The sequence below is a fragment of the Streptomyces sp. MNU76 genome (assembly GCF_020982545.1).
Classification (GTDB): Bacteria; Actinomycetota; Actinomycetes; order Streptomycetales; family Streptomycetaceae; genus Streptomyces.
In genome coordinates this window covers 146,446-168,045 of sequence record NZ_JAJKLK010000021.1, presented here as the reverse complement: position 1 = coordinate 168,045, position 21,600 = coordinate 146,446, and the positions used below count along the sequence as shown (strand labels likewise).

Sequence of the window (21,600 nt, the reverse complement as noted above, 5' to 3'; positions counted from 1 at the left end):
GGCGGCCGGTGGGGCGGGCCGAAGGCGGGGCGCCCCACCGGGACGGCAAGGGCCGCCCGCCGGTGGCGGCCCCGCCGCTTCGACCCGTGACTACGTCACACGCCACTTCTGGTTCGGTGTGCCCGAGCACGTCCACAGCTGGAGGTCGCCGCCGTTGCGGGTGGCGTTGTCCTTCACGTCGACGCACTTGTCGGCCTGCGGGTTGACCAGGTCGCCCTGGGTGCTGAGCACGAACTGCTGGGCGGGGTTGCCGCTGCACCTGGCCAGCTGGATGACCGCGCCGTCGTCCCGGGAGCCCCAGGCGACGTCCATGCACAGGCCGAGGGAGCGGACGGTGCCGTCGCCCCGGAAGTCCCACTTCTGGTTGGCCGAGCCGGCGCAGTCCCAGATCTGGAGCGGGGTGCCGTCCTTTCCCTTGCCGTTCTGCGCGTCCGTGACGTCGACACAGCGGTCCGAGCCCTGGCCGATGATCGCGAAGCCCTTCACGGTGGACGGCTTCTTCGTCTCCTTCGTCTCCGGTTCCTTCTGCGACCCGGATCCCGAGCCGCCGGATCCGGAGCCGGAGCCCCCGCCCGAACCGGAGTCGGTGTCGGAACCCGGATCCGCCTGCTCGGGCTCCTCCTCCTGCTGGGGAGCCTCGGGCGTCTCCGAGGGCAGCGGCGCCGCGGAGACGGTGGGCGCCGGGGCCATCGCGGACGGGCTGGCGCTCGGCAGAGTGGTCGTACCGGCCTGCTGGAGGTCGCTCGCGGCGCTGACGACCTTCGGCTGGTAGGCGAACCACAGGGTCACGAAGGTGATCGCCAGCGCCACGGCCACCCCGAGGCAGGTGGCGAGCCAGCCCGGCAGGAACCCCCGCTGGACATAGGTGCCGTCGACGGACTGCGGTGCCACGCCCGCCCGTTGGACGGCGAGCGCGTACGGTCTCTCCTCCTTGGACCCGAACCAGATGATCTGCCGGGGCTTCAGCGTGGCCTTCACGAACGCGGCACGGCCGGGCTCGATCTGCACATTGCTCGGGTGGATGTCGTACGACAGCTGATCGCCGTTGTCGCTGCCGCTGACGGCGGCGGTGACCCTGGTGTTGCCGAGGTTGTCGATGGCGAGCTGCGGACGGCCCCGCAGGCGTCCCTTCACGGTGGGCGGGACGAGTTCCGCCCTCACCTCGGTGAAGGGCGTGATCGTCAGGTTTCCCTCGGGGACCGTCGTGGCCTCCGGGTGCTGCGTGGGCGTGATCCGCACCGCGTACGGGTGGGGCCCGGCCGTCGCGTCGGGGGTGCGCGGCGGAGCGAACGTCAGCTCGACCGTGCCCGTGGTCCCCGGGTAGAGCCGCAGGGTCCCCGGCTCCACGGTCGTCCACGGCGCCACGTCGCCGACCGGCTCGAACCGGTACTCGTCGACCACGTCACCGGTGTTGCGCAGCCGCAGCCGTACGGTCGTACTGCTCCCCGGGTCCACGGTCGCGGAGGCGGGTTCGAGCGAAGTCCAAAGGCTCACAGAGGGACGCTACGCGGTCGCCCGCGTACGGTCAGGAGTCGCCGGGGCAGGCCGGGCTGCCCCGAAGGCCACCCGGCTCCGCCCCGACAGCCTTGTCACACGGTGAACTTGACGGCTTCCAGCCAGATGCCGTTGTCGAGGGTGCCGCCGAAGATGTAGTTCTCCCCCTCGCCGGGCTTGTCGCAGGCCAGGTTCTGCCAGCCCCGGTCCTTCTGGTGCACCGACTGGCAGACGCCCCGGCGGCCCTCGTCGACGTTGATGGTGAAGCCCAGCATGTTGGGGGCGTCCGGCTTGGAGTCGCCGATGTAGTTGTCCAGGCCGTCGGGCGCGCCCGACCAGGGTTCCACGTAATGGCCCTGACCGTTCGTCGAGCCGGGGTTGTGGACGAAGGCGGCGCTGGCGGTGCCGCCGACGCCGGACACCGCGATGTTGAGGGCCGTCAGCGGCCGGCTCTGGCCCACCGTGCCGGCCGTGTCGCCGTCGCACTCCGGGGCCGTCCAGCCCTTGCCCTTGACGAAGGCGCGGTAGCAGACGTGCCGGCCACCGGGGTCGGAGGCGGCCAGCTGCCGTACGGCGGTCGCGGCCGTCGGCGCCTTCTTCGGTTTCTCCTCGGACCCACCGCCCGATCCGCCGCCACCGTCGCCGGCACCGCCCCCGCCGCCGCTTTCGTTCTTCGGCTCCTCCGTCTGCGGGGGCGCCGACGAGACCGGCGGAGGGGAGGGCGTCGGCTCTGCGGGAGCGGACAGGGACGGCGTGGGCGAGGGCGCCAGCGTGCTGACGCCGGCCTCCCGCAGCTCCGTGGTGGCGCTGACGACCCTGGGCTGGTAGGCCAGCCAGAGCGTCAGGAACGTGATGGCGAGCGCCAGGAAGATGCCGAGACAGGTGGCGAGCCAGCCGGGCAGGAAACTCCGCTGCACATAGGTGCCCTCGACGTCGAGCGGGGTCACCCCCGACCGCTTCACCGCGAAGGTGTACGGCCGCTCCTCCTTCGACCCGAACCAGATGATCTGCCGGGGCTTCAGCGTGGCCTTCACGAACGCGGCACGGCCGGGCTCGATCTGCACATTGCTCGGGTGGATGTCGTACGACAACTGGTCGCCGTTGTCGCTGCCGCTGACCGACGCGGTGACCTTCGTGTTGCCCAGGTTGTCCACGGCGAGCTTCGGCCGCCCCCGCAGCCGCCCCTTGACCGTCGGCGGCACGAGCTCCGCCCGCACCTCCGTGAACGGCGTGATCGTCAGGTTCCCCTCGGGGACGGTCGTCGCCTCGGGATGCTCGGTCGGCAGGATGCGCACCGCGTACGCGTTCGGTCCGGCCGTCGCGTCCGGGGTGCGCGGCGGCGCGAACGTCAGCTCCACCGATCCCGTCGTCCCCGGGTACAACCGGAGCGTCTGCGGCTCCACGGTCGTCCACGGCGCGATGTCACCGACCGGCTCGAAGCGGTACTCGTCGACCACGTCACCGGTGTTGCGCAGGCGCAGTCGTACGGTCGTACTGCTCCCCGGGTCCACGGTCGCGGAGGCGGGTTCGAGGGAAGTCCAAAGGCTCACCACCGGGACGCTACGGCAGTGCCCGGCGGCGGGGTCAGAGACGCCGGGGCAGCCTTCCCTGCCTCAAGGGGCAGCCTCGGTGCCGGTCACCCCGGCCGACGGGGGAGGCGGCGGTCAGCTCCTGCCCTTGACCTTCGTGACCGTGGCGCTGGAGATGTCCACGGAGTTGGGCAGCATCGCCTGCGGGCGCAGCAGGTCCCGGAGCAGGAAGTCCATCAGCTCGGCTCCGCCCATGGCCTTGAGCCGCTGGGCCAGCGGCGGGTTGGCCTGCTCGAACCGGATGATCTCCACGAGCGTGCGCTCGACCAGGCCGGGGATGATGTCCGAGCCGGCGAGGATGTTTCTTGTGGAGGAGTTCGGGCCGTTTGAGCTCCTTCTCCGGGCCGTAGACCATCTGGTCCCCCGGCACCGTGAGCGCGAGCTGCCGCGCGAACATGTGCGCCTGCTGCTCCTCCGGGTCCTGGATGTGCGAGAAGGCGGTGGCCATGCCCATCAGGGCCTCCCCCTCGACCTCTCCCCGCTCGAACTCGCGCACCGGCTTGTACGCGGCCTGCTTCTGCGCGAGTTCCCGCTGACCCGATTTCGCCTTGTGCTCCGGCAGGTCCGGCCGGTTCGCGGGGGCGACGAGTTTGGGGTAGTCACGCTGGACGAAGTCGCTCAGCATGATCCAGCCCTCGCTCACCAGCCGGTCGATGCCGAGCTCCAGCCGGATCTCGCCGAAGCGGGGGGCGCGGTCCGTCTTGCCCCTGGGCTCGATGTAGAAGAAGACGAAGCCGTCGTTGCCGAGGACCAGTTCGTCGACGTTCATGGTGTTGTTCTCGGCGTCTCCCAGCTCCGACTTGGGCTTCAGTTTCTTCTCCGAGGCGAGCATCGCGTCGGCCCGTTCCTGCTGGGTGTAGTGGGCGAGCACGCTGCTGTTCAGCTCGTTCTCCAGCTTGGCCCTGACGTCCTTGACCCAGGCCCTGGCGCTCGCGCCGCCGATCTCCTTCGTGAGCTCGGCCCGGTTCAGCTCCGACATCTCCCGGACGTAACCGAAGCCGGACATGTCGAAGTTCACGGTGCTCTGCGCGAACTGCGGGTCCTTCCACATGGTGCCCCGGTCCGTCATGGCCTTGTACGGCGCGGCCGCCGCCTCGGGCATGCTCCCGTCGCGCTCGGCCTGCCCGCCCACGACCTGCATCTCGGCCCTGACGGCGGTGAGCACGTTCTCCAGGTAGCGCAGGTCGCCGGGGAGCGCCCCCTCGCGCAGGGGCAGGGCGAGCATCTGGAGCTCCGCCAGCCGGCTCAGGCATTTCTCCGGGTCGCGGACGGTGGACCTGTCGTACGCCAGGACGGCCTCCTTCACCGGGGCCACCGCCTCGGAGACCGGTTTCTCCTTGATCCAGCCCGCGAGGCGGCCGGTCAGCGACTTGGCCGGGGCGTTCGCCGCGCTCTCCAGCGTCTCGTGTCCCTTGCGCTGGACCGTGTGCCCGGCGGGGGCACCCGGCGCGACCGCCTTCGCGGGGCCGTCCGTCGCGCGTTCCGTCCCGGAGCCGTCCGTCGCGGGTGCCTTCCCAGGGTCGTCCGCCGCGCGCTCCAGCCCCGGCCCGTCCGTCGCGCGTTGCACGGGAGCGGGGCCGTCCATCACCCGCCGGGCGGTGGCCTCCGCCTGCTTCTCGGCCCAGTCGGAGGGGTCGGAGACGCGCAGGCCGGAACCGTCGTCGGTGCCGGGCACCGCGCCGCGCCGCTGCTGGCGGACGTGGTCCAGCTCATGGGCGAGGGTGTGCTTGTCCCGGCCGTCCCACACCACATGGGAGCCGGAGGTGTACGCCCGCGCCCCGATCTCCGCGGCGGAGCGCTGGGCCACGGCGTCGGTGTGGACGCGGACGCCGCCGAAGTCCTCGCCGTCGAACCGGCCCTCCATCTCGGTACGCAGCGCGGGGTCCAGCGGCTGACCCGAGGTACGCAGGACCTGATGCACGGCGGAGCGCTGCACCGGCGCGTGCTGTCCGCGGTCCGCGCCGCGTGCACGGTCCGGGGCGTGTCCGCAGTCCGGGCCGTGCCGGTGGCGCTGCTCCTCGACGGCGCGGGCCACCGCCGCGTTGCCCGCGGTGCGTTGCAGGGCCAGGAGCGCGGCGGCGGGCCCCTGCGGCGTGACACGTCCGGGCGTGCGCGCGGCTCCCGTCCCGCCCCGCTCCCTCTCGGTCGCTCCGTTCTGCGCTCGCACCGGTTCTCCTCGGCTCGAAGACACCTGCTCGGACACCTGCTCGGATCGACCAGCCTCACCGGACCGGCCACGGCGGCGGAAGGTCCACGGGGGCAGTCCCGGGGGCAGGCCGGGCCGTCGTTGCCCCCGCACGTGCCCCTGCGGGCAACGACGGTGCCCCCGTCCCGGCCCTCCGGGACGTTTCGGGGCACGCGCTTCGCGCGTGAGGGTGAGAGGCGACCTGTCTCGTACCCCAAGGAGAGCAGAGCATGCCGTCCTACCTGTCGCCGGGCGTCTACGTCGAGGAGGTGGCCAGCGGCTCGCGTCCCATCGAGGGTGTGGGCACCTCGGTGGCCGCCTTCGTCGGCCTGGCCCCGACCGGTCCGCTGAACGAGCCGACCCTGGTGACCAACTGGTCCCAGTTCGTCGCCGCCTTCGGCGAGTTCACCGACGGCTACTACCTCGCGCACTCGGTGTACGGGTTCTTCAACAACGGCGGCAGCGCCGCGTACGTCGTCCGCGTGGGCGGTACGGCCCAGGACGGCGCGTCCGCCGGCTCTCCGGCCGCCGTGACGGGGTCCGCCGCGCCGGCCGCGCTCCCTCCGGGCGAGCCGAAGCAGCTGGGCACGTTCAGTGTGACCGCCATCGCGGGCGGTTCGCTGAGCGTCGAGGTCGCCGACCCCGACGGCGAAGGCCCGGCCGAGCGCTTCAAGCTGATCGTCAAGGACGGCGACAAGCCGGTCGAGTCCTTCGACGTGACGGCCAAGAAGGGCGGCCGCAACTACGTCGTCACCCAGGTCAAGGAGCGCTCCAAGCTCATCACGGTCACGGAGACCGCGCCGGCCGCGCAGCTGGTGCGCCCCGACAACCAGACCGTGGCCCTGGCGGCGCCCGCCGCTCCGGCCGCCGTCGCGCCCGCCGCGGCCGACGACGCCCACCCGGGTCCGGCCGAGTACCTCGGCGACTCCGCCGACCGCACCGGCTTCGGCGGCCTGGAGGCCGTGGACGAGATCTCCATGGTCGCGGTGCCCGACCTGATGGCCGCCTACCAGCGCGGCGCGATCGACCTGGAGGCCGTCAAGGCGGTCCAGCTCGGTCTGATCGCGCACTGCGAGCTGATGGGCGACCGGGTCGCCGTCATCGACCCGCCGCCCGGCCTCAACGCCCGGCAGATCCGTGTCTGGCGCCAGGAGACCGCCGGCTACGACTCCAAGTACGCCGCGCTCTACTACCCCTGGATCAAGGTCTTCGACCCGGCCACCGGCCAGTCGAAGGTGATCCCGCCGAGCGGTCACGTCGCCGGTGTCTGGGCCCGCAACGACTTCGAGCGCGGGGTGCACAAGGCGCCCGCCAACGAGGTCGTACGCGGCGCGGTGGACCTCGAACTCCAGATCACCCGGGGCGAGCAGGACCTGCTCAACCCCATCGGCGTCAACTGCATCCGTGCCTTCCCGGGCCGCGGCATCCGCGTCTGGGGCGCCCGCACCATGTCCTCCGACCCGGCCTGGCGCTACCTGAACATCCGCCGGTACTTCAACTACCTGGAGGAGTCGATCCTGATCGGCACCCAGTGGGTGGTGTTCGAGCCGAACGACCACGCGCTGTGGGCCCGGATCCGGCGCAACGTCTCCGCGTTCCTCGTCAACGAGTGGCGGCAGGGCGCCCTGTTCGGCCAGCGGCCCGAGGACGCGTACTACGTCAAGTGCGACGAGGAGACCAACCCGCCGGAGTCGGTCGACCTCGGCCGCGTCATCTGCGAGATCGGTATCGCCCCGGTGAAGCCCGCCGAGTTCGTGATCTTCCGGCTGGCCCAGTTCTCCAGCGGCAGCGGCGAGTTGGAGGAGTAGGCCGCCGCCACCGGCCCGCGCCCTTTCCCGCTTTCCCGCTGAAGCCCCATCCCCGCTGAAGCCAGCCCCTTTCCCAGCCCCCTCAGAAGGACACAGAACAGATGAGTCTCGCGCCGGGTGACGCCCTTACTTCACACAATTTCGGCCTGCAGATCGACGGGGTGATGGTCGAGTACCTCGCGGAGGTCAGTGGCCTCACCCTCGAACAGGACGTCATCACGTACCAGCAGAACTCCGCGCAGGGCCGGCCCGAGGTCAACCTCCTGCCCGGTGTGCAGAAGAACGGGCAGTGCACGGTGGTCCGCGGTATGACCCAGTCGGCCGCGTTCAACACGTGGATCAACGACTCGATCAACGGTCAGATGGGCTCCGCACGCAAGAACGCGTCGATCATCATGATGGATTACCAGAACAACCCGGTGAAGCGTTACAACATGCGCAACGCCTGGTGCAGCAAGATCGACGCGAGCACTCTCAAGGCGGGCGAGGCGTCCGCGCTCACCGAGACCGTGACCATCGTCTTCGAAGAACTGGTCATCGAGTAATGCGGCGTACGGCTGGCAGGGCGGGCGCGATGACGGTGACGGGACAGGAGGCGGCGCCTTCCGCCACGTCCCCCTTCCCCACCACCGGCGCTCCCGTCGCCGCGCCGGAACCGGCGCCTTCTCAGGCGTCGGGTCCGGCATCGGCTCCGGCTCCGGCCGTCGCGCCGGTGGCGCAGCGGCTGCGGACGGAATTCCCGTTCGAACTGCCGCGCGGGTACGTCGACGAGGCGGGGAACGTCCACCGGGAGGGCGTGATGCGTCTCGCCACCGCCCGGGACGAGCTGATCCCGCTGCGCGACGTCCGGGTCCAGGAGAACCCGGCGTACCTGTCGGTCGTGCTGCTCGGCCGGGTCATCACCCGGCTGGGCAATCTGCCGATGGTCCACGACGGGATCGTGGAGAACATGTTCGCGTCCGACCTCGCGTTCCTCCAGGACTTCTACCGGCAGGTCAACGCGGAGGGCCACACCCGCGCGGCCGTGGAGTGCCCCCACTGCTCCGAGCCCTTCGAGGTCGAACTCGGCGGGAGCCGCCTGGGGGAATCGTGACGTACGCGACCGACCGGCTGCACGAGGAGATCGCGTACGTCGCCTTCCACTTCCACTGGAGCTTCGAGGAGATCCTCGACCTCGAACACCACGACCGCCGCCGCTACACCGAACAGATCGCGTCCCTCGTGACACGGGGCGGGTCGGAGGGCTGAACACGTGGGCTTCATGGATCGCCTACGGGGCGCCGCCGGGTCGGCGGCGCGCCGGGGTGCGGTTGACGGCGACGGCGGTGCGTCGGGTGACGGGGTCGGTTCGGGCTCGGCTTCGGGCTCTTCGGGCTCGGGTTCGGGCTCGGGTTCGGGCTCGGGTTCGGGCTCGGGTTCGGCTCGGGTTCGGGCTCGGGTTCGGGCTCGGGTTCGGGCTCGGGTTCGGGCTCGGGTTCGGGCTCGGGTTCGGGCTCGGGCTCGGGTTCGGGCTCGGGTTCGGGTTCGGGTTCGGGTTCGGGTGCAGGGGCGTCTGCGGGTGCCTCGGCCGGCGGGGCCGTTCCGGTCGGCGAGGGTGCTTCCGTCGGTGGGGCCGCTCCTGCCGATGGGGCTGCTCCTGCCGATGGGGCTGCTCCTGCCGGTGGTGGTGGCTCCGGTGGCGGTTGGGAGGGGCTGGGTCCGATTCAGCGGGCCACCGGGGGCGGACGGGCCGCTGTCGCGGACGCCGGGTTCAGCGGGCGGCTGAGCACCTGGCAGAACCCGTCCTTCACCGGGACCCTGTCCCACGCCGTCCTGCCCGGCGCTCCGGGCGGGCTGGTCAAGAACGTGCTCACCACGTCGGCGACACCCGTCGCCGGCCTCGAACTGCCGTCGCGCACCCTGCCGGTGGCCGGCGACGAGCCGGAGACCTCGTCCGCGTCCGCCGGTTCCTCGCCTACGTCCACGTCCGGCGAGCCTCGGCCGGTGCTGCGAGCCCCGTACCAGGTCACGCCGTCCCGTCCGACCGGCCCGCGGGTCACCCCCGCGCGTCCCCGGGCCACCCGTCCGACCCCGCTGACCAAGGCCCCCGCCACACCGGCCGTCCAACGCCGGACGCTACCGGCGGCACGGCCCACAGCCACCGGGTCCACCGGCACCCCGGCGGGTACCGCTTCGGGGCCGACGGCTTCGAGCGATGCGTCCTCCGGGCCCGTGACGTCCGGTGGCTCCTCGTCACCGCGTACGGAGTCGGCGGCCGCCCCTCCGGGGCGTACGGCAACCGCCGAGCGCGGGGCGGACGCGGGTCAGGGTCCGGTCGGCATGCCGGGCGGCACGCCTCGGGCAACGGCGCCTGCCGCAACGGCTGTCGGGCGCCAGGCATCTGCGAGCGGCTCCCCCGGTACAGCCGAGGCCGCCGCCCCGGGCAACACCACCGCCGACGCCGGTCGCGCGGGACTCGCCGTCCAGCGAGCGACGCCCGACACGCCCGCGGGTACGACGCCCAACTCAGCCCAGGCATCCGCGAACTCCCGCCCGGGCCCTACGGCATCGCACTCCCCGGGTACGACGCCGAGCCCCGGCCGTACGCCAACGAAGCCCGCGGGCACGACGCCCCACCCCGACCCTGCGGCGTCGAAGCCCGCAGGCACGCCGTCGAACTCCGGACGTCCGACACCGCACTCCGCCGGTACGACACCGAGCCCTGGCCGTACGACGTCGAACTCAGGCCGTACGACGTCGAACTCAGGCCGTACGCAGGCGAACTCCGGCCCAACCTCTGCGCCCTCCGCCGGTACGACGCCGAACTCCGGCCGTACGCAGGCCAACTCCGCCGGTACGACGCCGAACTCCGGCCGTACGCAGGCCAACTCCGGCGGTACGGCATCGGACTCCGCCCCTACGGCAGCGAACCCCCCGGCCACGGCAGTCGGCGCCCCCGGGACCACGCCTTCCACCGGCGTCACGGGCAGCCGCCGCACCACCTCCGGACGCGGCGAGGTCAGCGTCCGACGAGCGGCTACCGGGCGCACCACCCCCACCGCTTCAGGTCCCGGCGAGGCCGGCACCCACCGGGCAACGACCCCATCGGGCGGCACAGTTGGCACCCCCGGCGTACCCGGGCGCTCCGGCGCCGACATCCAGCGGTCAACGAGCGGGCCCAGCGCCACGGCGACCAGCCCGGCCGGTACGACGACCGGGCCCACCGGCACCCGCACCAACTCTGCCCGCGTCCCGGCCACCCCCGGACACCCCGAGGCCGACGTCCAGCGGACAGCGACCGGTCCCGGCCGTACCGCGCCGACCACCACCGGCGAGGCGATCACCCGCCCGAACGCCGCATCGGACAGCGCCCAAGGAGCATCCGGCCTCCCCGGTGGCACGGCGGCCGGTGCCGGCGCCCAGGCGCACGACAGCCGACCGTCAAGGGCCGGTCTCGGCAACCCGCCCGGCACCACACCCCGTACGACGACGCTTCACGGCACCACTCCCCACGTGCCCCACGACCCCGCCACCCGAGCCCCGTCCCCGGCGCCCCGTCGGCCGACATCCAGCGCTCGGCGACCGCCCCCACCGGCACACCGGCCCCGCCCTGCGCCGAAAGCCCGGCCCCCGTACGGCCCCCGGAGGGACGGGCTCACCTCACGTCCCACCGCGACCAACCCCTTCGACGTGCAGCGCACGGCGGCCACCACCAGCCCCAGCCCCGCGGCGGACGGTCACAGCGCGGCGGCACACCATCGCGGCGGAACGACAACGAGCCCCGGCAGCACGGCAGTCGGCCCGAGCGGCACGTCCTCCGGGACCCCCGCCGCCCCGCCCACCCGCAGCGCGGCCGGCACCACCCGGCGGACAACGACTGCCCCGGCGGCACGGCCTCCACCGTCCAACCCACCGCCACGCCCACTCGCCCCGTCCAGCGGAGCACCGCCCCCAGCGCGCGGCGCGTAGGCCTCGGCACCCCCACCCCGGCCCCGTGCCGCCCCCGCGCCCACACCCACGACCACGCCCCAGGCAACCCCGGCACCCCGACTCAGCGCACCTCCCCCACCCCCACCCCTGCCCCTGAGCCCGAGCCCGACCCCCGTCAGCCCCCTTGCTCGGTGCCCCTCACCGTCCCTCCTGTCGACGCGAAGCCACTGGCCGGACGCCCGACCCCCGGCACCCCGAGCCCCTCGCCCACCCCTCTCCCTGTACAGCGAGCAACGGCACCTGCCCCGGCGGCACCACACCGAGCAGGCCCCAGCCCCACCCCGGCGGCCCTGCCTGTCCCCTGACACCCATTGGCCGGCCCAGGGCCGCCCCCGGGCGCGGGAACTGCGCGACCGGCCACCCACGGACCGCAGTCGTCCCACAGCCCACTGCCGTCCCACAGCCCACAGCCGCCCCACACCCCGACCCGGCCCACCCACGAACCACCAGCACGCCGGCTGGCCGCAGCCGAGCCGAAGGCCCAGCCCGTCCGCCCCTCACCCCCACCCGCGCCCTCACCTCGGCGCTCCCTGCCCCCACTGCGCCCCCGGCAGCGCAGCGTCAGGCCCCCGGCCCGCCGTGCCCCTACGCCGCCCCACGGCCCCGGCACCGGCCCTGCCGTACAACGCCTCACCGGGACAAGCCCGCCCGCCCTGCCGTACCCCGCGGTCGCCGCCCCCACGACGCCCCCGCAGAAGCCCCTGCCGCGCGCCCTCCCGGTGGTCCAACGCCAGGCCCTCACCCCGCCCGCACCCCTCACCACCCCGCAGGCCCCCACTGCACCTGACCCCGGAACCGGCCTGCACCCTGCACCCCGGCTCCTGCCGCACCGCACCCGCCGCGATCCAGCGAGCCCCCTGACCCCCACGGCCCCACCCCCGCCACCGCGACTCACCGCACCGCGTCGGCCAACTCCCCCGTCCCACTCCTCCACCTCCTCCGCTCCTCCACGGCGGACGTCGCACCCCCGTTCGACCCCCGCGCCCTCACCGACTTCCAGCTCGACGAACTGACCCACAAGCTCATCGGCCGCGTCACCCGCCTCGTCCGCACCGAACTCCGCATGGACCGCGAACGCATCGGCAAACTCCGCGACCCCCGCCACTGACCCGGACCACCGACCCAGAGCACCCAGACCACCGCCGCCGACCGACCCCGCCCACCGACCTGTACGACCCGGCGGCAGCCGCCCGCAGAAAGGCCCACCCGATGCCCCGCGATCTCGACCCGGGCTCCACCATCTTCTTCACCCTGACGATCGACGGCGAGAGCCTCGGTTACTTCAACGGGTGCGAGGGGCTGTCCTCGACGGTGGAGATCGAGCACCGCCAGGAGGGCGGGAACAACGGGTTCGTCTGGCAGTTCCCGTCGCGCGTGACGTTCTCGAACATCCGGCTGACGCGACCGCTGACCCCGGACACGGCGAAGGTCGCGGCGTGGATCTCCTCCGTGGCGACGGGCGTGAAGCGCCCGACCGCCCAGATCGCGGCGCTGCGCGCGGACGGCTCGGAGGTGGCGCACTGGGGCCTCATCGACGTCCTGCCGGTGAGCTGGCAGGGGCCGTCCCTGGACCCGGCGAACCCGAGCGTGGCGACCGAGGTCCTGGAGATCACGCACCACGGATTCACGGACTGAGGGGCGGGGACAGCACATGGCGAAGGGCAGCAAGGGCGGCGCGGGCAAGAGCCTCGTGCGGGCCACACTGGCCATCCACGAGCCGCCGGTCGGGACGAGCACCACGCCCGGCGGGCTGATCAGGACGTTCAGCTTCGAGTTCAACCCGGCGGAGCTGACGCTGCGTCAGGGCGCCCAGTGGAAGACCACGATCAGCGCGGCCGTGCGCGACGGCGCCCTGCCGGAGTTCATGGGGCCCGAGGCCCGGCAGATGAACGTCGAGATCTTCCTCGACTCCTCCGACAAGCCGAGCGGCACCACGGTGCTGAAGAAGGTGGAGTCGCTGCTGTCGTGCTGCGAGGTGACGTCCAAGAGCCTCGCCGCGAAGCAGCCGTCGCCGCCCTGGGTGGTGTTCCAATGGGGGTCGTTCTCGACGGCCCGCTTCACGGCGTACGTCAGTTCGGTGGACGTCACGTACTCGCTGTTCGGAACGACCGGCGTGCCGATCCGGGCCACCTGCCGGCTGTCGCTGCACGAGATCCCCAGCACCACCAAGGGGCAGAACCCGACGTCGGGCGCGCTGACCGCGCGGAGTGTGCACCGGGTCGTCGCGGGCGACTCGCTGCAGTCGCTGGCGTGGCGGGAGTACGGGAACGCGTCCGCGTGGCGGGCGATCGCGGAGGCCAACGGCATCGACGATCCCACCCGGCTGCCCACCGGCATCGAACTCGTCCTGCCGGCCGCCGAGGAGGTCGGTTTCTGATGGTGAAGCCGTCCTTCTCCAACGTCATCCACGTCACGCTCGACGGGGCGAAACTGCCGCCGGAGTACGCCGATCTGCTGGTCGGCGGATGGGTCGACCTCGGGGCCGGGGTGCCGGGCGCGTTCCGGCTCACCTTCCGGGACCCGCACGGGCTGCTGCTGGGCAAACTGAACGTCAGGTTCGGCACCGAGGTCGTCATCGCACCCGTCGCCGACGGGCAGGGCGCGGGCAACCCGCTGCTCACCGGCGAGGTCACCGGTATGGAGACCGACTACGACGGCACGGGCACCTTCACCGTCGTCCGCGGCTACGACCCGGGCCACCGGCTGATGCGGGTGCGCCGGGTGGCCGCGTACCGCAATCAGACGGCCTCCGACATCGCCCGCAAACTGGCCGGGCTGAACGGCATCCCGGTCGGGCAGGTGCAGGGCACCCGGACGGTCTACGACTTCATCTCGCAGTCCAACGTGACGGACTGGGACTTCCTCGCGCGGCTCGCCGACGAGAACGAGATGGTGATGTCGCTGGACTCGAAGGGGAAGTTCCAGTTCGTCAAGCCGAAGCCGGCGTCCGGCGCGCCCCCGACGAGCACCCCCGGCGAGAAGAGCCCGTTCGTGCTCCAGGCCGGGGTGGACATCCTGCGCTGCCGGGCCGCCGTCACGGCCGCCGACCAGGTCGGCAGGGTCGAGGCACGCGGCTGGAACGTCACGACGAAGAAGAAGCTCACGGCGACCACCCCCGCGAACGACAACCCGGGGATCGCGATCGGCACCACCCCGCAGAAGGCGGCCGGCGCCTTCAAGGCCGCGAAACTGGTGGAGACGGACACGCCGTACGACCTCCAGACCGAGGTCACGCACGCGGCCGCCTCCCTCGCGGACGACATCACCTCCTCCTTCGCCGAGCTGGAGGTCACCGTGCGCGGCAACCCGCAGCTGCGGCCCGGGGTGCCGGTCACGCTCACCGAGGTGGGCACCCCGTTCGAGGGCAAGTACACCTGCACCTCCGTGCGGCACTCCTTCGGCGACGGCAGCCACTACGAGACCTGGGTGACCGTCAGCGGACGGCAGTGGCGCTCCCTGTTCGGTCTGGCGTCGGGCGGCGGCGCCTCCGCCGCGCCCCGGCTGCCCAGTGTGGCCAACGCCCTGGTCACCGACGTACAGGATCCGCTGAAGCAGGGCCGGGTGAAACTGCAGTTCCCGTGGCTGGACGACACCTACGTCAGCGACTGGACGCGGACGGTGCAGATGGGCGGCAAGGGAGGCGGCGGGATCTTCCCGCTGGACGTCGGCGACGAGGTGCTGGTCGCCTTCGACCGGGGCGCGCTCGACCATCCGTTCGTGATCGGCGGTCTCTACAACGGCGTCGACAAGCCGACGCCCGTGAAGGACGTGTGGCTGCACGACCCGGTGAAGAAGAAGGCGATCCGGCACACCCTGTCGGACCGCGAGGGCAACCGGGTCGACCTGCTCAGCCAGCAGACCGGCCTGCGCAAGCAGGGCGTGCGGATCGCCAGCGGCAACGACAAGCTGATCATCAACCTGGACCGGACGAAGACCGAGATCACGGTGGACAGCAAGGGGGCCGTCAGCATCACGGGCGGCACCTCGGTGTCCGTGAAGGCGGGGACCGATCTGACGCTGAGCGCGCTGCGGTCGGTGACCATCCGCAGCGGCGGGCCCCTCAACCTCCAGGGCCAGGGCATGGTCGGCCTGAGGTCACTGGGCGGCGCGGTCAACATCAACGCGGTCGGCGCCCTCTCCATGAACGCGGCGGGCGCCGCGACGCTCAGCGCGGCCGGGACCGTGCAGATCAACGCGGTCGGGCAGGCGGCGCTGCGCGCGGCCAACGTCGACATCACCGGCATCGTCATGGTCAACAAGAAGCTGTACCCGATCCCGTGACGGCCCCCGACAGCGCGCCATGGCCCGCCACGCCGCCGTGGCCCGCCGCGCCGCCGCGGCCCGTGGCCGAGGTCGTCCGGCGGCCGCTCATGAGAACACGTTCGTCTATAAGGAGGGTGGCCCGCTGATGGCCGAGCAGTTCGTCGGATCCGGCTGGGCGTTCCCGCTGCGCATCGGGCCCACCGGGGGCATCGCCCTGGTCAGCGGGGAGCGCGAGGTCGAGGAGGCCATCCGGCTGGTGCTGGCCACCGCGCCGGGCGAGCGGCCGATGCGCCCCGAGTTCGGCTGCGCCATCCACGACCTGGTGTTCGCGCCGGTCAACGAGGCCACCGCAGGCCGTATCCAGCACGAGGTGTACGCGAGCCTCGACCGCTGGGAGCCGCGGATCGAGGTGACCGACGTCGAGGTGACGGCGGGCGCCGACCAGGGCGTCCTGTTCATCGACGTCCGCTACTCGATCCGGGGCACCAACAACCCGCGCAGCCTGGTCTTCCCGTTCTACGTCATCCCCTCCCACGACGAGCCGGACCTGCCCTCCGAGGGCGCCGACCGTCCTGATCGTCCCGACCGTCCTGAAAGCGACCGATGATGGCCCTGCCCTCCCCGAACCTCGACGACCGCCGCTTCCAGCAGTTCGTCGACGACGCCAAGCGCTACATCCAGCAGCGGGCCCCGGAGTGGACCGACCACAACGTCTCCGACCCCGGCGTCACCCTGGTGGAGACGGTCGCGCACATGGCGGACCAGATCGTCTACCGGCTCAACCGGGTGCCGGAGAAGAACCACCTGGCGTTCCTGGACCTCGTGGGCATCACTCTGTTCCCTCCCTCTGCCGCGCGCACGGACGTGACGTTCTGGCTGTCGGCGCCGCAGGAGGAGCCGGTGCCGCTGCCGGTGGGCACCGAGGTCGCGACCGTGCGCACCGAGAGCGAGGAGGCGGTGGTCTTCACCACCGAGCGCGAACTCGACGTCGTGCCCTGCGCGTTGCGGTATCTGGTGACCCAGCGCCCCGGTGAGCCGGTCGCCGACCGGACCTCCGACCTCGCCGAGGGCAAGGACCTGATGTGCTTCGCCGAGTCCCCGCGCCCCGGCGACTGCATGCTGTTCGGGCTGACGGCCGCCGTGCCGCACTGCGCGGTCGTGCTGGAACTGGACAGTGTGGTCGACGGTGTCGGCGTGGACCCCCGGCAGCCGCCGCTGGTCTGGGAGGCGTGGACGGAGGACGGCTGGACGGTGTGCGAGGTCGACCGCGACGGCACGGGCGGCCTGAACCGGCCGGGCGAGGTCGTCCTGCACCTGCCCGGCGGGCACACCCTGTCCCGCACCGGCGGCCAGGAGGCCGGCTGGCTGCGCTGCCGGGTCACCGAACCCCTGCCCGGCCAGCCCTTCTACACCACCTCGCCGACCGTCCGGGCCGCCGAGGCCTTCACCATCGGCGGCACCACCACCGTCGTCCACGCCGAGACCGTGTACGACGAGGCGCTCGGCGAGTCCACCGGCCTGCCCGGCCAGCGGCTGCGCCTCGCGCACTTCCCGGTGGTCGGCGACACCCCGCCCGTGCTGCTGCAGACCGCCGAGCACGACGGCTGGACCGACTGGGACGTCGTCCCGTCCTTCGCCGCGTCCACCTCGTACGACCGCCACATCACCCTGGACTCCGCCACCGGCGAGATCGCCTTCGGGCCGGCGGTACGGGAGCCCGACGGGAGCCTGCGCCAGTACGGGGCCGTCGCGCCCAAGGGGTCCGTCATCCGCGCCGTGCGCTACCGCACCGGCGGCGGCCGGGCCGGCAACGTGGCCCGGGGTGCCATCCGGGTGCTGCGCACCTCCGTGCCGTACGTCTCCGAGGTCGTCAACCGGGAGGCCGCGCGCGGCGGTGTCGACGCGGAGACCGTGGAGGAGGCGAAGGTCCGGGCGCCGATCACCCTGCGCGCCCAGGAACGCGCCGTGACCCTGCGCGACTACGAGGAACTCGCCCGCCGCGCGGCCCCCGAGACCGCCCGCATCACCTGCCTGGAGGGCGAGGAGGGCGACCACGGGGCTTACGCGGTACGGGTGTTGGTGGTCCCCCAGGCGGTTCCGGACCCGGGCGGCCGGCTCCGCTTCGAGCAACTCGTCCCCGGTGACGCCCTGTTGCGCCGTATCACCCGCCATCTGGACGAACGCCGGCTGATCGGGACGCGGTTGGCCGTCGGGCCGCCGTTCTACCAGGGCATCACGGTCGTCGCGACGCTGCACGCCTTCCGGGGCGTGGACACCGACCGCGTCCGCCGTCAGGCGCACGACGCGCTCTACCGCCACCTCGACCCGCTGACCGGCGGCGCCGACGGCCGGGGCTGGCCCTTCGGCCGCCCCGTCCAGTCCGGCGAGGTCTTCGCCGTCCTCCAGCGCGTCCCCGGCGTCGAACTGGTCGACGACGTCCAGCTCCACCCGCCGACCCCTCACCGGCAAACGAGGCGACCCCACCAACCGCATCGACCTCTCACCCCCGTCCCTGGTCTTCAGCTTCGACCACCGGGTCCGCGTGATCGGGGACAAGCAGTGAGGGCGGCCTTTGACGGGGCGCAGCCCCAAAAGGGGCGCGGGGCTGTTACATATGCGGCTCCGCCGCGTGGGCGCGAACAACCACGACGGACCCGCGGCCGCCAACGCACCGCGCCCCCCGAGCTCCTGGGCGCACTCGGAGGCCACATATGAGGGGCTCCATCGACGGCCTCGGCTCCTCCACCCCCATCGGCACGATGCTCCCGGCCGTGTTCGCCGACGACGACCTCGCCCAACGCTTCATCGGCGGCCTCGACGAGGTCCTCGCCCCGATCCTCTCCGTACTCGACTGCCTGGACTCCTACTTCACCCCCTCCCTGGCCCCCGTCGACTTCACCCAGTGGCTCGCCGGCTGGGTCGGCGCCGAGACGGACGGCACGGAGCCGGAGGACCGCCTGCGTGCCGCGGTGGCCGCCGCCGCGTACCTGCACCGGGTACGCGGCACCCGGCGCGGCCTGTCCGAGGCCGTACGCCTGGTCTTCGGCGTGACCCCGGAGATCACCGAGAGCGGCGCCGCCACCTGGGACGCCCGCCCCTCGGCCCGGTGCCGGGCGAACCCCGCCCGCGCCTGCACGTGGCCCTGCGCCTGCCCGACCCCACCCCGGCGGACGAACACCGGCTGGACAGCCTCGTCGCCGCCGCCCGCCCGCCCACATGCCGTACACGGTCCAGGTGACCGCCGCCGAAAGGATCCCCGAGAGATGACCAGCCCGACCCCCGGCACCGGCCAGGCCCAGAGCTGCGCCGAATGCGGAACCCGCGGGGAGCCCGGCCAGTCCTTCTGCGACGCCTGCGGCGCGGTACTCGGCTGGTCCGGCACCCCGCCCCGGTCCACGACATCCGCCGCCAGGAGCGAGACCGCCGACCGCGCGGACTCCTCCGGCGCTCGGAGCGACACCCCGTAAACACGGACCCCTCCCACACGACGAGCGACCCACGCCCCGCCGCCCCGACCCCGGCAGCCGCCCCGGCTCCGCTCCTGCCACCGCTGCCCCGGCCCCGGCTCCGGGCGGCGCCAGCGCGCCCGGTGGCGAACCCGCTTGGGACGCCTTCGCCCACCCGGGCGCCGGAACCGGTACGGCCCGCACCGCGCACGACACGGCCCAGGCGGAGCGGCCCCGGCGCCGCCACCGGCGTCGCCGTCCCGGACACCGGCACGGCACCCCGTACCACCACCACCCCGCCATAAGCCCCCCCGTCGCTCCGGAGGCCCACACCAGCCCCAGGCCCACCCCCAGTCCCCGGCAGCTCCCACCCCGACGACCAGGCCCCCACCACCCCCTCCCGACGCACGCCTCCCCCGCACCCCCGCCTCACCGACCCCTGCTCCCTCACCCTCAGCCGCCGACCGCGCCCGGTCCCTCCTGGTCCCGGTGGCCGACCCCGAGCCCCGGGCGCCCGCGGAGCCGGCCGTCGCCCCCGTGCTGCCGGGCCGTCCCGATGTGCAGCGTCCCCAGGTCCGCGCCCCGCAGCCGGAGTTCGGCACCGAGGGCGGTGTGCCCTGCCCGTGGTGCGGGACCCCGACCCGGCCGGACCGGCACTTCTGCGCACGTTGCGCGATGCCGATGGCCGGCCGCGCGGAGACACCGGCACGGCTGCCGTGGTGGCGCCGGATGCTCACGGGCCGCAACACGGAAACCCCGTGGGCGGGTGACCGCCCCCGGCTGCGCCGAGGCTTCGGCCAGATCCTCAGCTGGCTGGTCGGCGCCCTGGTCCTGACCCTGATCGTCACCCTCGCCTTCCAGGCCGACGACGCCTACCAGGCGACCCGCGACCACTTCGCCAAGCGCGCCTCGGTCGTCCCGGACAGCTTCAAGGCGTCCCGTTCCTTCCCCGGCCACAAGCCGCAGCTGGCCTTCGACACGTACAGCAACACGTGGTGGGGGCCGGGTGTCACCCAGTCCGGCGAGGGCGAGTGGATCGAGGCCCGCTTCGAGGAGCCGACCCGTCTGCTCGACGTGGTGATCACCCCGGGGGTCTCCAAGAACGCGGACCAGCGCGCGGAGTCGGCCCGCCCGCACCGTATCGAGGCGAAGATCACCGCCGCCGACGGCTCCGTCTCCACCAAGACCCTCACCCTCGACCAGAGCGCCGGCGGCCAGCGCCGCAAGTTCCGCGTCGGCGACGCGGAGACCGTCCGGTTCACCATCCGCTCCGCCTACGGCGCCGACGCCGAGAAGCAGGTCGCGATAGCCGAGATCGAGTTCTTCGGCCGCTCCAACGGCAACAGCTAGCGGCCCGCCGCATCCGGCCGTCCCTCGCCGTCAACTGCTCGCCCACTGCACCGCCCTCGGCCTCCCCCACGGCCACCTGGTCCACGCGGCCACCACCTCCGGCGCCGCCCCGACCCCACGCCCACCCCGGCAGTCCTCGCCGTACGGCACTCAGCCGGGCGGCCCTGGGGCACGCCCGGCTGACCTCGGAGTGACGGGGTCGCGCGGCCTCGTGGAGCCGGACTGAAGGGCTGTCCCGCAATCCTCGGTGAATCAGCGGGACAGCCCTTGGGCGCGCCTCAGCGCGGGCAACAGGCGGAGCGCGTTGTCGCGGTGGATGCCGCGTCGTTGGCGGTCGGTGAAGACGGGGTCGGTCTCGATGGCCGGCACCGTGAAGTCGGTGATGATGTCTGCGGAGGCGGCCGGCCAGTCGGTGCCGAAGAGGATCCGGTCGGCGCCGGCGGTGGCCACCAGAGTGCCCGAGGGGGCCGACGGGCCCGCCGTGTCGTAGTAGAAGCGGTGGAGGTGGTCCCGTACACGGGCAGCGTCGAGGGGTGGAGTGCAGAAGCCGCCGAAGGCCTCCATGCGGGTGGCGATCTGAGGGAGGAATCCTCCGGCGTGCGGCAGGATGACCGACAGGTGCGGGTAGCGGTCGAGTGTCCCGGTGCGGATCAGGTTCACAGCAGCACGCGTGGTGTCCAGCAGGAAGTCGCACATGAAGTTCGGAATCCCGGGGACGGTGGGCACACCGGGTGTTCCGCCCGGGAGGTCGAGCGGATGGGTGAAGAGGACCGCGGCACGCTCGTCGAGTTCGGCAAGGAAGCGGTCGTACGAGGGATCACCGAGGTAGACACCGTTGTAGTTGGCTTTCACACTGACTCCGACGGCACCGAGCTCGTCGAAGGCGCGGCGGAGAGCCCACGTGGTCACTTCGGGATGGTCCAGGACAGCAGGAGCGAGGACGGCGAAACGGCCCGGGTGTTGGGCCACCAGGTCGGCCATCGCCTCGAAGACGACGGTGAGACCTTCCCTGGCCTGCGCCGCGGTGCGGTACCGGTCCTGCATGGTCGGGTTGAGGACCGCGGTCGCGATTCCTGCCCGGTCCATCAGCGCCAGGGTGGAGTCCAGATCCCAACGCGCCCACCACAGCAGCTCCTGCCGCTGCACCAGGCCCTCACGTTCCGCCCAGTCGACCCATGTCGGAGCGGTGAAATGGTGGTGGACGTCGATCCTTGCCCGGTCGGCGCCATCGCCGCTCCTCGAGCCCCGCGGCACCGCTTCCCCCCTGGCCAGAGCGCTGGACTCGCCCGTGGCAGCGACGGTGGTCGCCAACGCCCCGCCGGCGACGAGCAGACCGCGCCGGCTCATGGCCCGGGTCGATTCGGACATCCGTGTTCCCCATCCGTAGCGCCATCGGTTTGCCGCATCACGATGGCCCGTCGGCGGGCCCAGGATCACCACGGCGTGCCCGGTTCGAGTTCGGTTCCCTCGGACGGACGCGGTCCAGCCCACCGTCT

16 protein-coding genes and 2 pseudogenes are annotated in these 21,600 nt (G+C 72.8%); 12 read left to right on the top strand and 6 right to left on the bottom strand.

Translation table 11 applies throughout. The features are described from left to right. Positions 1-90 precede the first annotated feature (90 nt). The 3 genes from E4N62_RS33725 to E4N62_RS33715 form a co-directional block, all read right to left on the bottom strand. Positions 91-1,494: an RICIN domain-containing protein gene (locus tag E4N62_RS33725; RefSeq protein ID WP_230220560.1), complete on the bottom strand. Its 1,404-nt coding sequence runs from the start codon at positions 1,492-1,494 to the stop codon at positions 91-93. A gap of 95 nt (positions 1,495-1,589) precedes the next feature. Continuing rightward, positions 1,590-3,044 carry a hydrolase gene (locus E4N62_RS33720; RefSeq protein ID WP_230220558.1) on the bottom strand — a complete coding sequence of 485 codons (1,455 nt, stop codon included), beginning with the start codon at positions 3,042-3,044 and terminating at the stop codon, positions 1,590-1,592. Positions 3,045-3,078: 34 nt separating this feature from the next. Continuing rightward, positions 3,079-5,250 carry a DUF4157 domain-containing protein gene (locus E4N62_RS33715; RefSeq protein WP_230220556.1) on the bottom strand — a complete coding sequence of 724 codons (2,172 nt, stop codon included), beginning with the start codon at positions 5,248-5,250 and terminating at the stop codon, positions 3,079-3,081. A 248-nt stretch (positions 5,251-5,498) separates the two neighbouring features. Here E4N62_RS33715 and E4N62_RS33710 point away from each other — a divergent pair, with 248 nt between their 5' ends. From E4N62_RS33710 to E4N62_RS33695, 4 genes are all read left to right on the top strand, one after another. Next, positions 5,499-7,076: a phage tail sheath subtilisin-like domain-containing protein gene (locus tag E4N62_RS33710; protein ID WP_230220554.1), complete on the top strand. Its 1,578-nt coding sequence runs from the start codon at positions 5,499-5,501 to the stop codon at positions 7,074-7,076. A 101-nt stretch (positions 7,077-7,177) separates the two neighbouring features. Further along, the gene (locus E4N62_RS33705; RefSeq protein WP_033526822.1) at positions 7,178-7,621 is read left to right on the top strand and encodes a phage tail protein; all 444 of its coding nucleotides are present in this window, start codon (positions 7,178-7,180) and stop codon (positions 7,619-7,621) included. Beyond that, complete coding sequence (locus E4N62_RS33700) at positions 7,621-8,169, top strand: hypothetical protein (protein WP_230220552.1); 549 nt, start codon at positions 7,621-7,623, stop codon at positions 8,167-8,169. The genes E4N62_RS33705 and E4N62_RS33700 overlap by 1 nt, the downstream gene beginning before the upstream one ends. Then, a complete protein-coding gene (locus tag E4N62_RS33695) occupies positions 8,166-8,324 on the top strand; it encodes a DUF6760 family protein (protein ID WP_086786782.1) in 159 nt (52 codons plus the stop codon). Before E4N62_RS33700 ends, E4N62_RS33695 begins: the two co-directional genes overlap by 4 nt. A gap of 455 nt (positions 8,325-8,779) precedes the next feature. Here the strand turns inward: E4N62_RS33695 and E4N62_RS33690 are convergent, their stop codons facing one another. Further along, complete coding sequence (locus tag E4N62_RS33690; protein ID WP_230220550.1) at positions 8,780-9,115, bottom strand: hypothetical protein; 336 nt, start codon at positions 9,113-9,115, stop codon at positions 8,780-8,782. Positions 9,116-9,379: 264 nt separating this feature from the next. After that, positions 9,380-10,105 carry a hypothetical protein gene (locus tag E4N62_RS33685; protein WP_230220548.1) on the bottom strand — a complete coding sequence of 242 codons (726 nt, stop codon included), beginning with the start codon at positions 10,103-10,105 and terminating at the stop codon, positions 9,380-9,382. A 2,149-nt stretch (positions 10,106-12,254) separates the two neighbouring features. On the opposite strand from E4N62_RS33685, the gene E4N62_RS33680 reads away from it, so the two are divergent. From E4N62_RS33680 to E4N62_RS33645, 8 genes and pseudogenes are all read left to right on the top strand, one after another. After that, the gene (locus tag E4N62_RS33680) at positions 12,255-12,680 is read left to right on the top strand and encodes a phage tail protein (protein WP_037695699.1); all 426 of its coding nucleotides are present in this window, start codon (positions 12,255-12,257) and stop codon (positions 12,678-12,680) included. Between the two features lie 16 nt (positions 12,681-12,696). After that, on the top strand, positions 12,697-13,422 hold the full coding sequence (locus E4N62_RS33675; RefSeq protein WP_184899634.1) for a LysM peptidoglycan-binding domain-containing protein: 726 nt from the start codon (positions 12,697-12,699) through the stop codon (positions 13,420-13,422). After that, positions 13,422-15,326 carry a VgrG-related protein gene (locus E4N62_RS33670; RefSeq protein ID WP_230220546.1) on the top strand — a complete coding sequence of 635 codons (1,905 nt, stop codon included), beginning with the start codon at positions 13,422-13,424 and terminating at the stop codon, positions 15,324-15,326. Before E4N62_RS33675 ends, E4N62_RS33670 begins: the two co-directional genes overlap by 1 nt. A gap of 127 nt (positions 15,327-15,453) precedes the next feature. Further along, positions 15,454-15,915 (top strand): GPW/gp25 family protein, encoded by a 462-nt coding sequence (locus E4N62_RS33665; protein ID WP_230220950.1) that lies wholly within the window; start codon positions 15,454-15,456, stop codon positions 15,913-15,915. Next, a pseudogene (locus E4N62_RS33660) lies at positions 15,915-17,871 on the top strand (putative baseplate assembly protein). Before E4N62_RS33665 ends, E4N62_RS33660 begins: the two are co-directional and overlap by 1 nt. A gap of 148 nt (positions 17,872-18,019) precedes the next feature. Further along, a pseudogene (locus E4N62_RS33655) lies at positions 18,020-18,575 on the top strand (phage tail protein). Continuing rightward, positions 18,572-18,775 carry a hypothetical protein gene (locus tag E4N62_RS33650; RefSeq protein ID WP_230220543.1) on the top strand — a complete coding sequence of 68 codons (204 nt, stop codon included), beginning with the start codon at positions 18,572-18,574 and terminating at the stop codon, positions 18,773-18,775. Before E4N62_RS33655 ends, E4N62_RS33650 begins: the two are co-directional and overlap by 4 nt. Positions 18,776-19,243: 468 nt before the next feature. Further along, positions 19,244-20,104 (top strand): carbohydrate-binding protein, encoded by an 861-nt coding sequence (locus E4N62_RS33645; RefSeq protein WP_230220541.1) that lies wholly within the window; start codon positions 19,244-19,246, stop codon positions 20,102-20,104. Positions 20,105-20,356: 252 nt separating this feature from the next. On the opposite strand, the gene E4N62_RS33640 is transcribed toward E4N62_RS33645, so the two are convergent. After that, positions 20,357-21,472: an amidohydrolase family protein gene (locus E4N62_RS33640; RefSeq protein WP_230220539.1), complete on the bottom strand. Its 1,116-nt coding sequence runs from the start codon at positions 21,470-21,472 to the stop codon at positions 20,357-20,359. Positions 21,473-21,600 lie beyond the last annotated feature (128 nt).

What these genes read in the sequence shown, in the direction of transcription:
- E4N62_RS33710 (WP_230220554.1), top strand. Translation starts at nt 5,499, where the DNA reads ATGCCGTCCTACCTGTCGCCGGGCGTCTACGTCGAGGAGGTGGCCAGC.
- E4N62_RS33705 (WP_033526822.1), top strand. Translation starts at nt 7,178, where the DNA reads ATGAGTCTCGCGCCGGGTGACGCCCTTACTTCACACAATTTCGGCCTG.
- E4N62_RS33700 (WP_230220552.1), top strand. Translation starts at nt 7,621, where the DNA reads ATGCGGCGTACGGCTGGCAGGGCGGGCGCGATGACGGTGACGGGACAG.
- E4N62_RS33680 (WP_037695699.1), top strand. Translation starts at nt 12,255, where the DNA reads ATGCCCCGCGATCTCGACCCGGGCTCCACCATCTTCTTCACCCTGACG.
- E4N62_RS33675 (WP_184899634.1), top strand. Translation starts at nt 12,697, where the DNA reads ATGGCGAAGGGCAGCAAGGGCGGCGCGGGCAAGAGCCTCGTGCGGGCC.
- E4N62_RS33670 (WP_230220546.1), top strand. Translation starts at nt 13,422, where the DNA reads ATGGTGAAGCCGTCCTTCTCCAACGTCATCCACGTCACGCTCGACGGG.
- E4N62_RS33665 (WP_230220950.1), top strand. Translation starts at nt 15,454, where the DNA reads ATGGCCGAGCAGTTCGTCGGATCCGGCTGGGCGTTCCCGCTGCGCATC.
- E4N62_RS33650 (WP_230220543.1), top strand. Translation starts at nt 18,572, where the DNA reads ATGACCAGCCCGACCCCCGGCACCGGCCAGGCCCAGAGCTGCGCCGAA.
- E4N62_RS33640 (WP_230220539.1), bottom strand. Translation starts at nt 21,472, where the DNA reads ATGTCCGAATCGACCCGGGCCATGAGCCGGCGCGGTCTGCTCGTCGCC.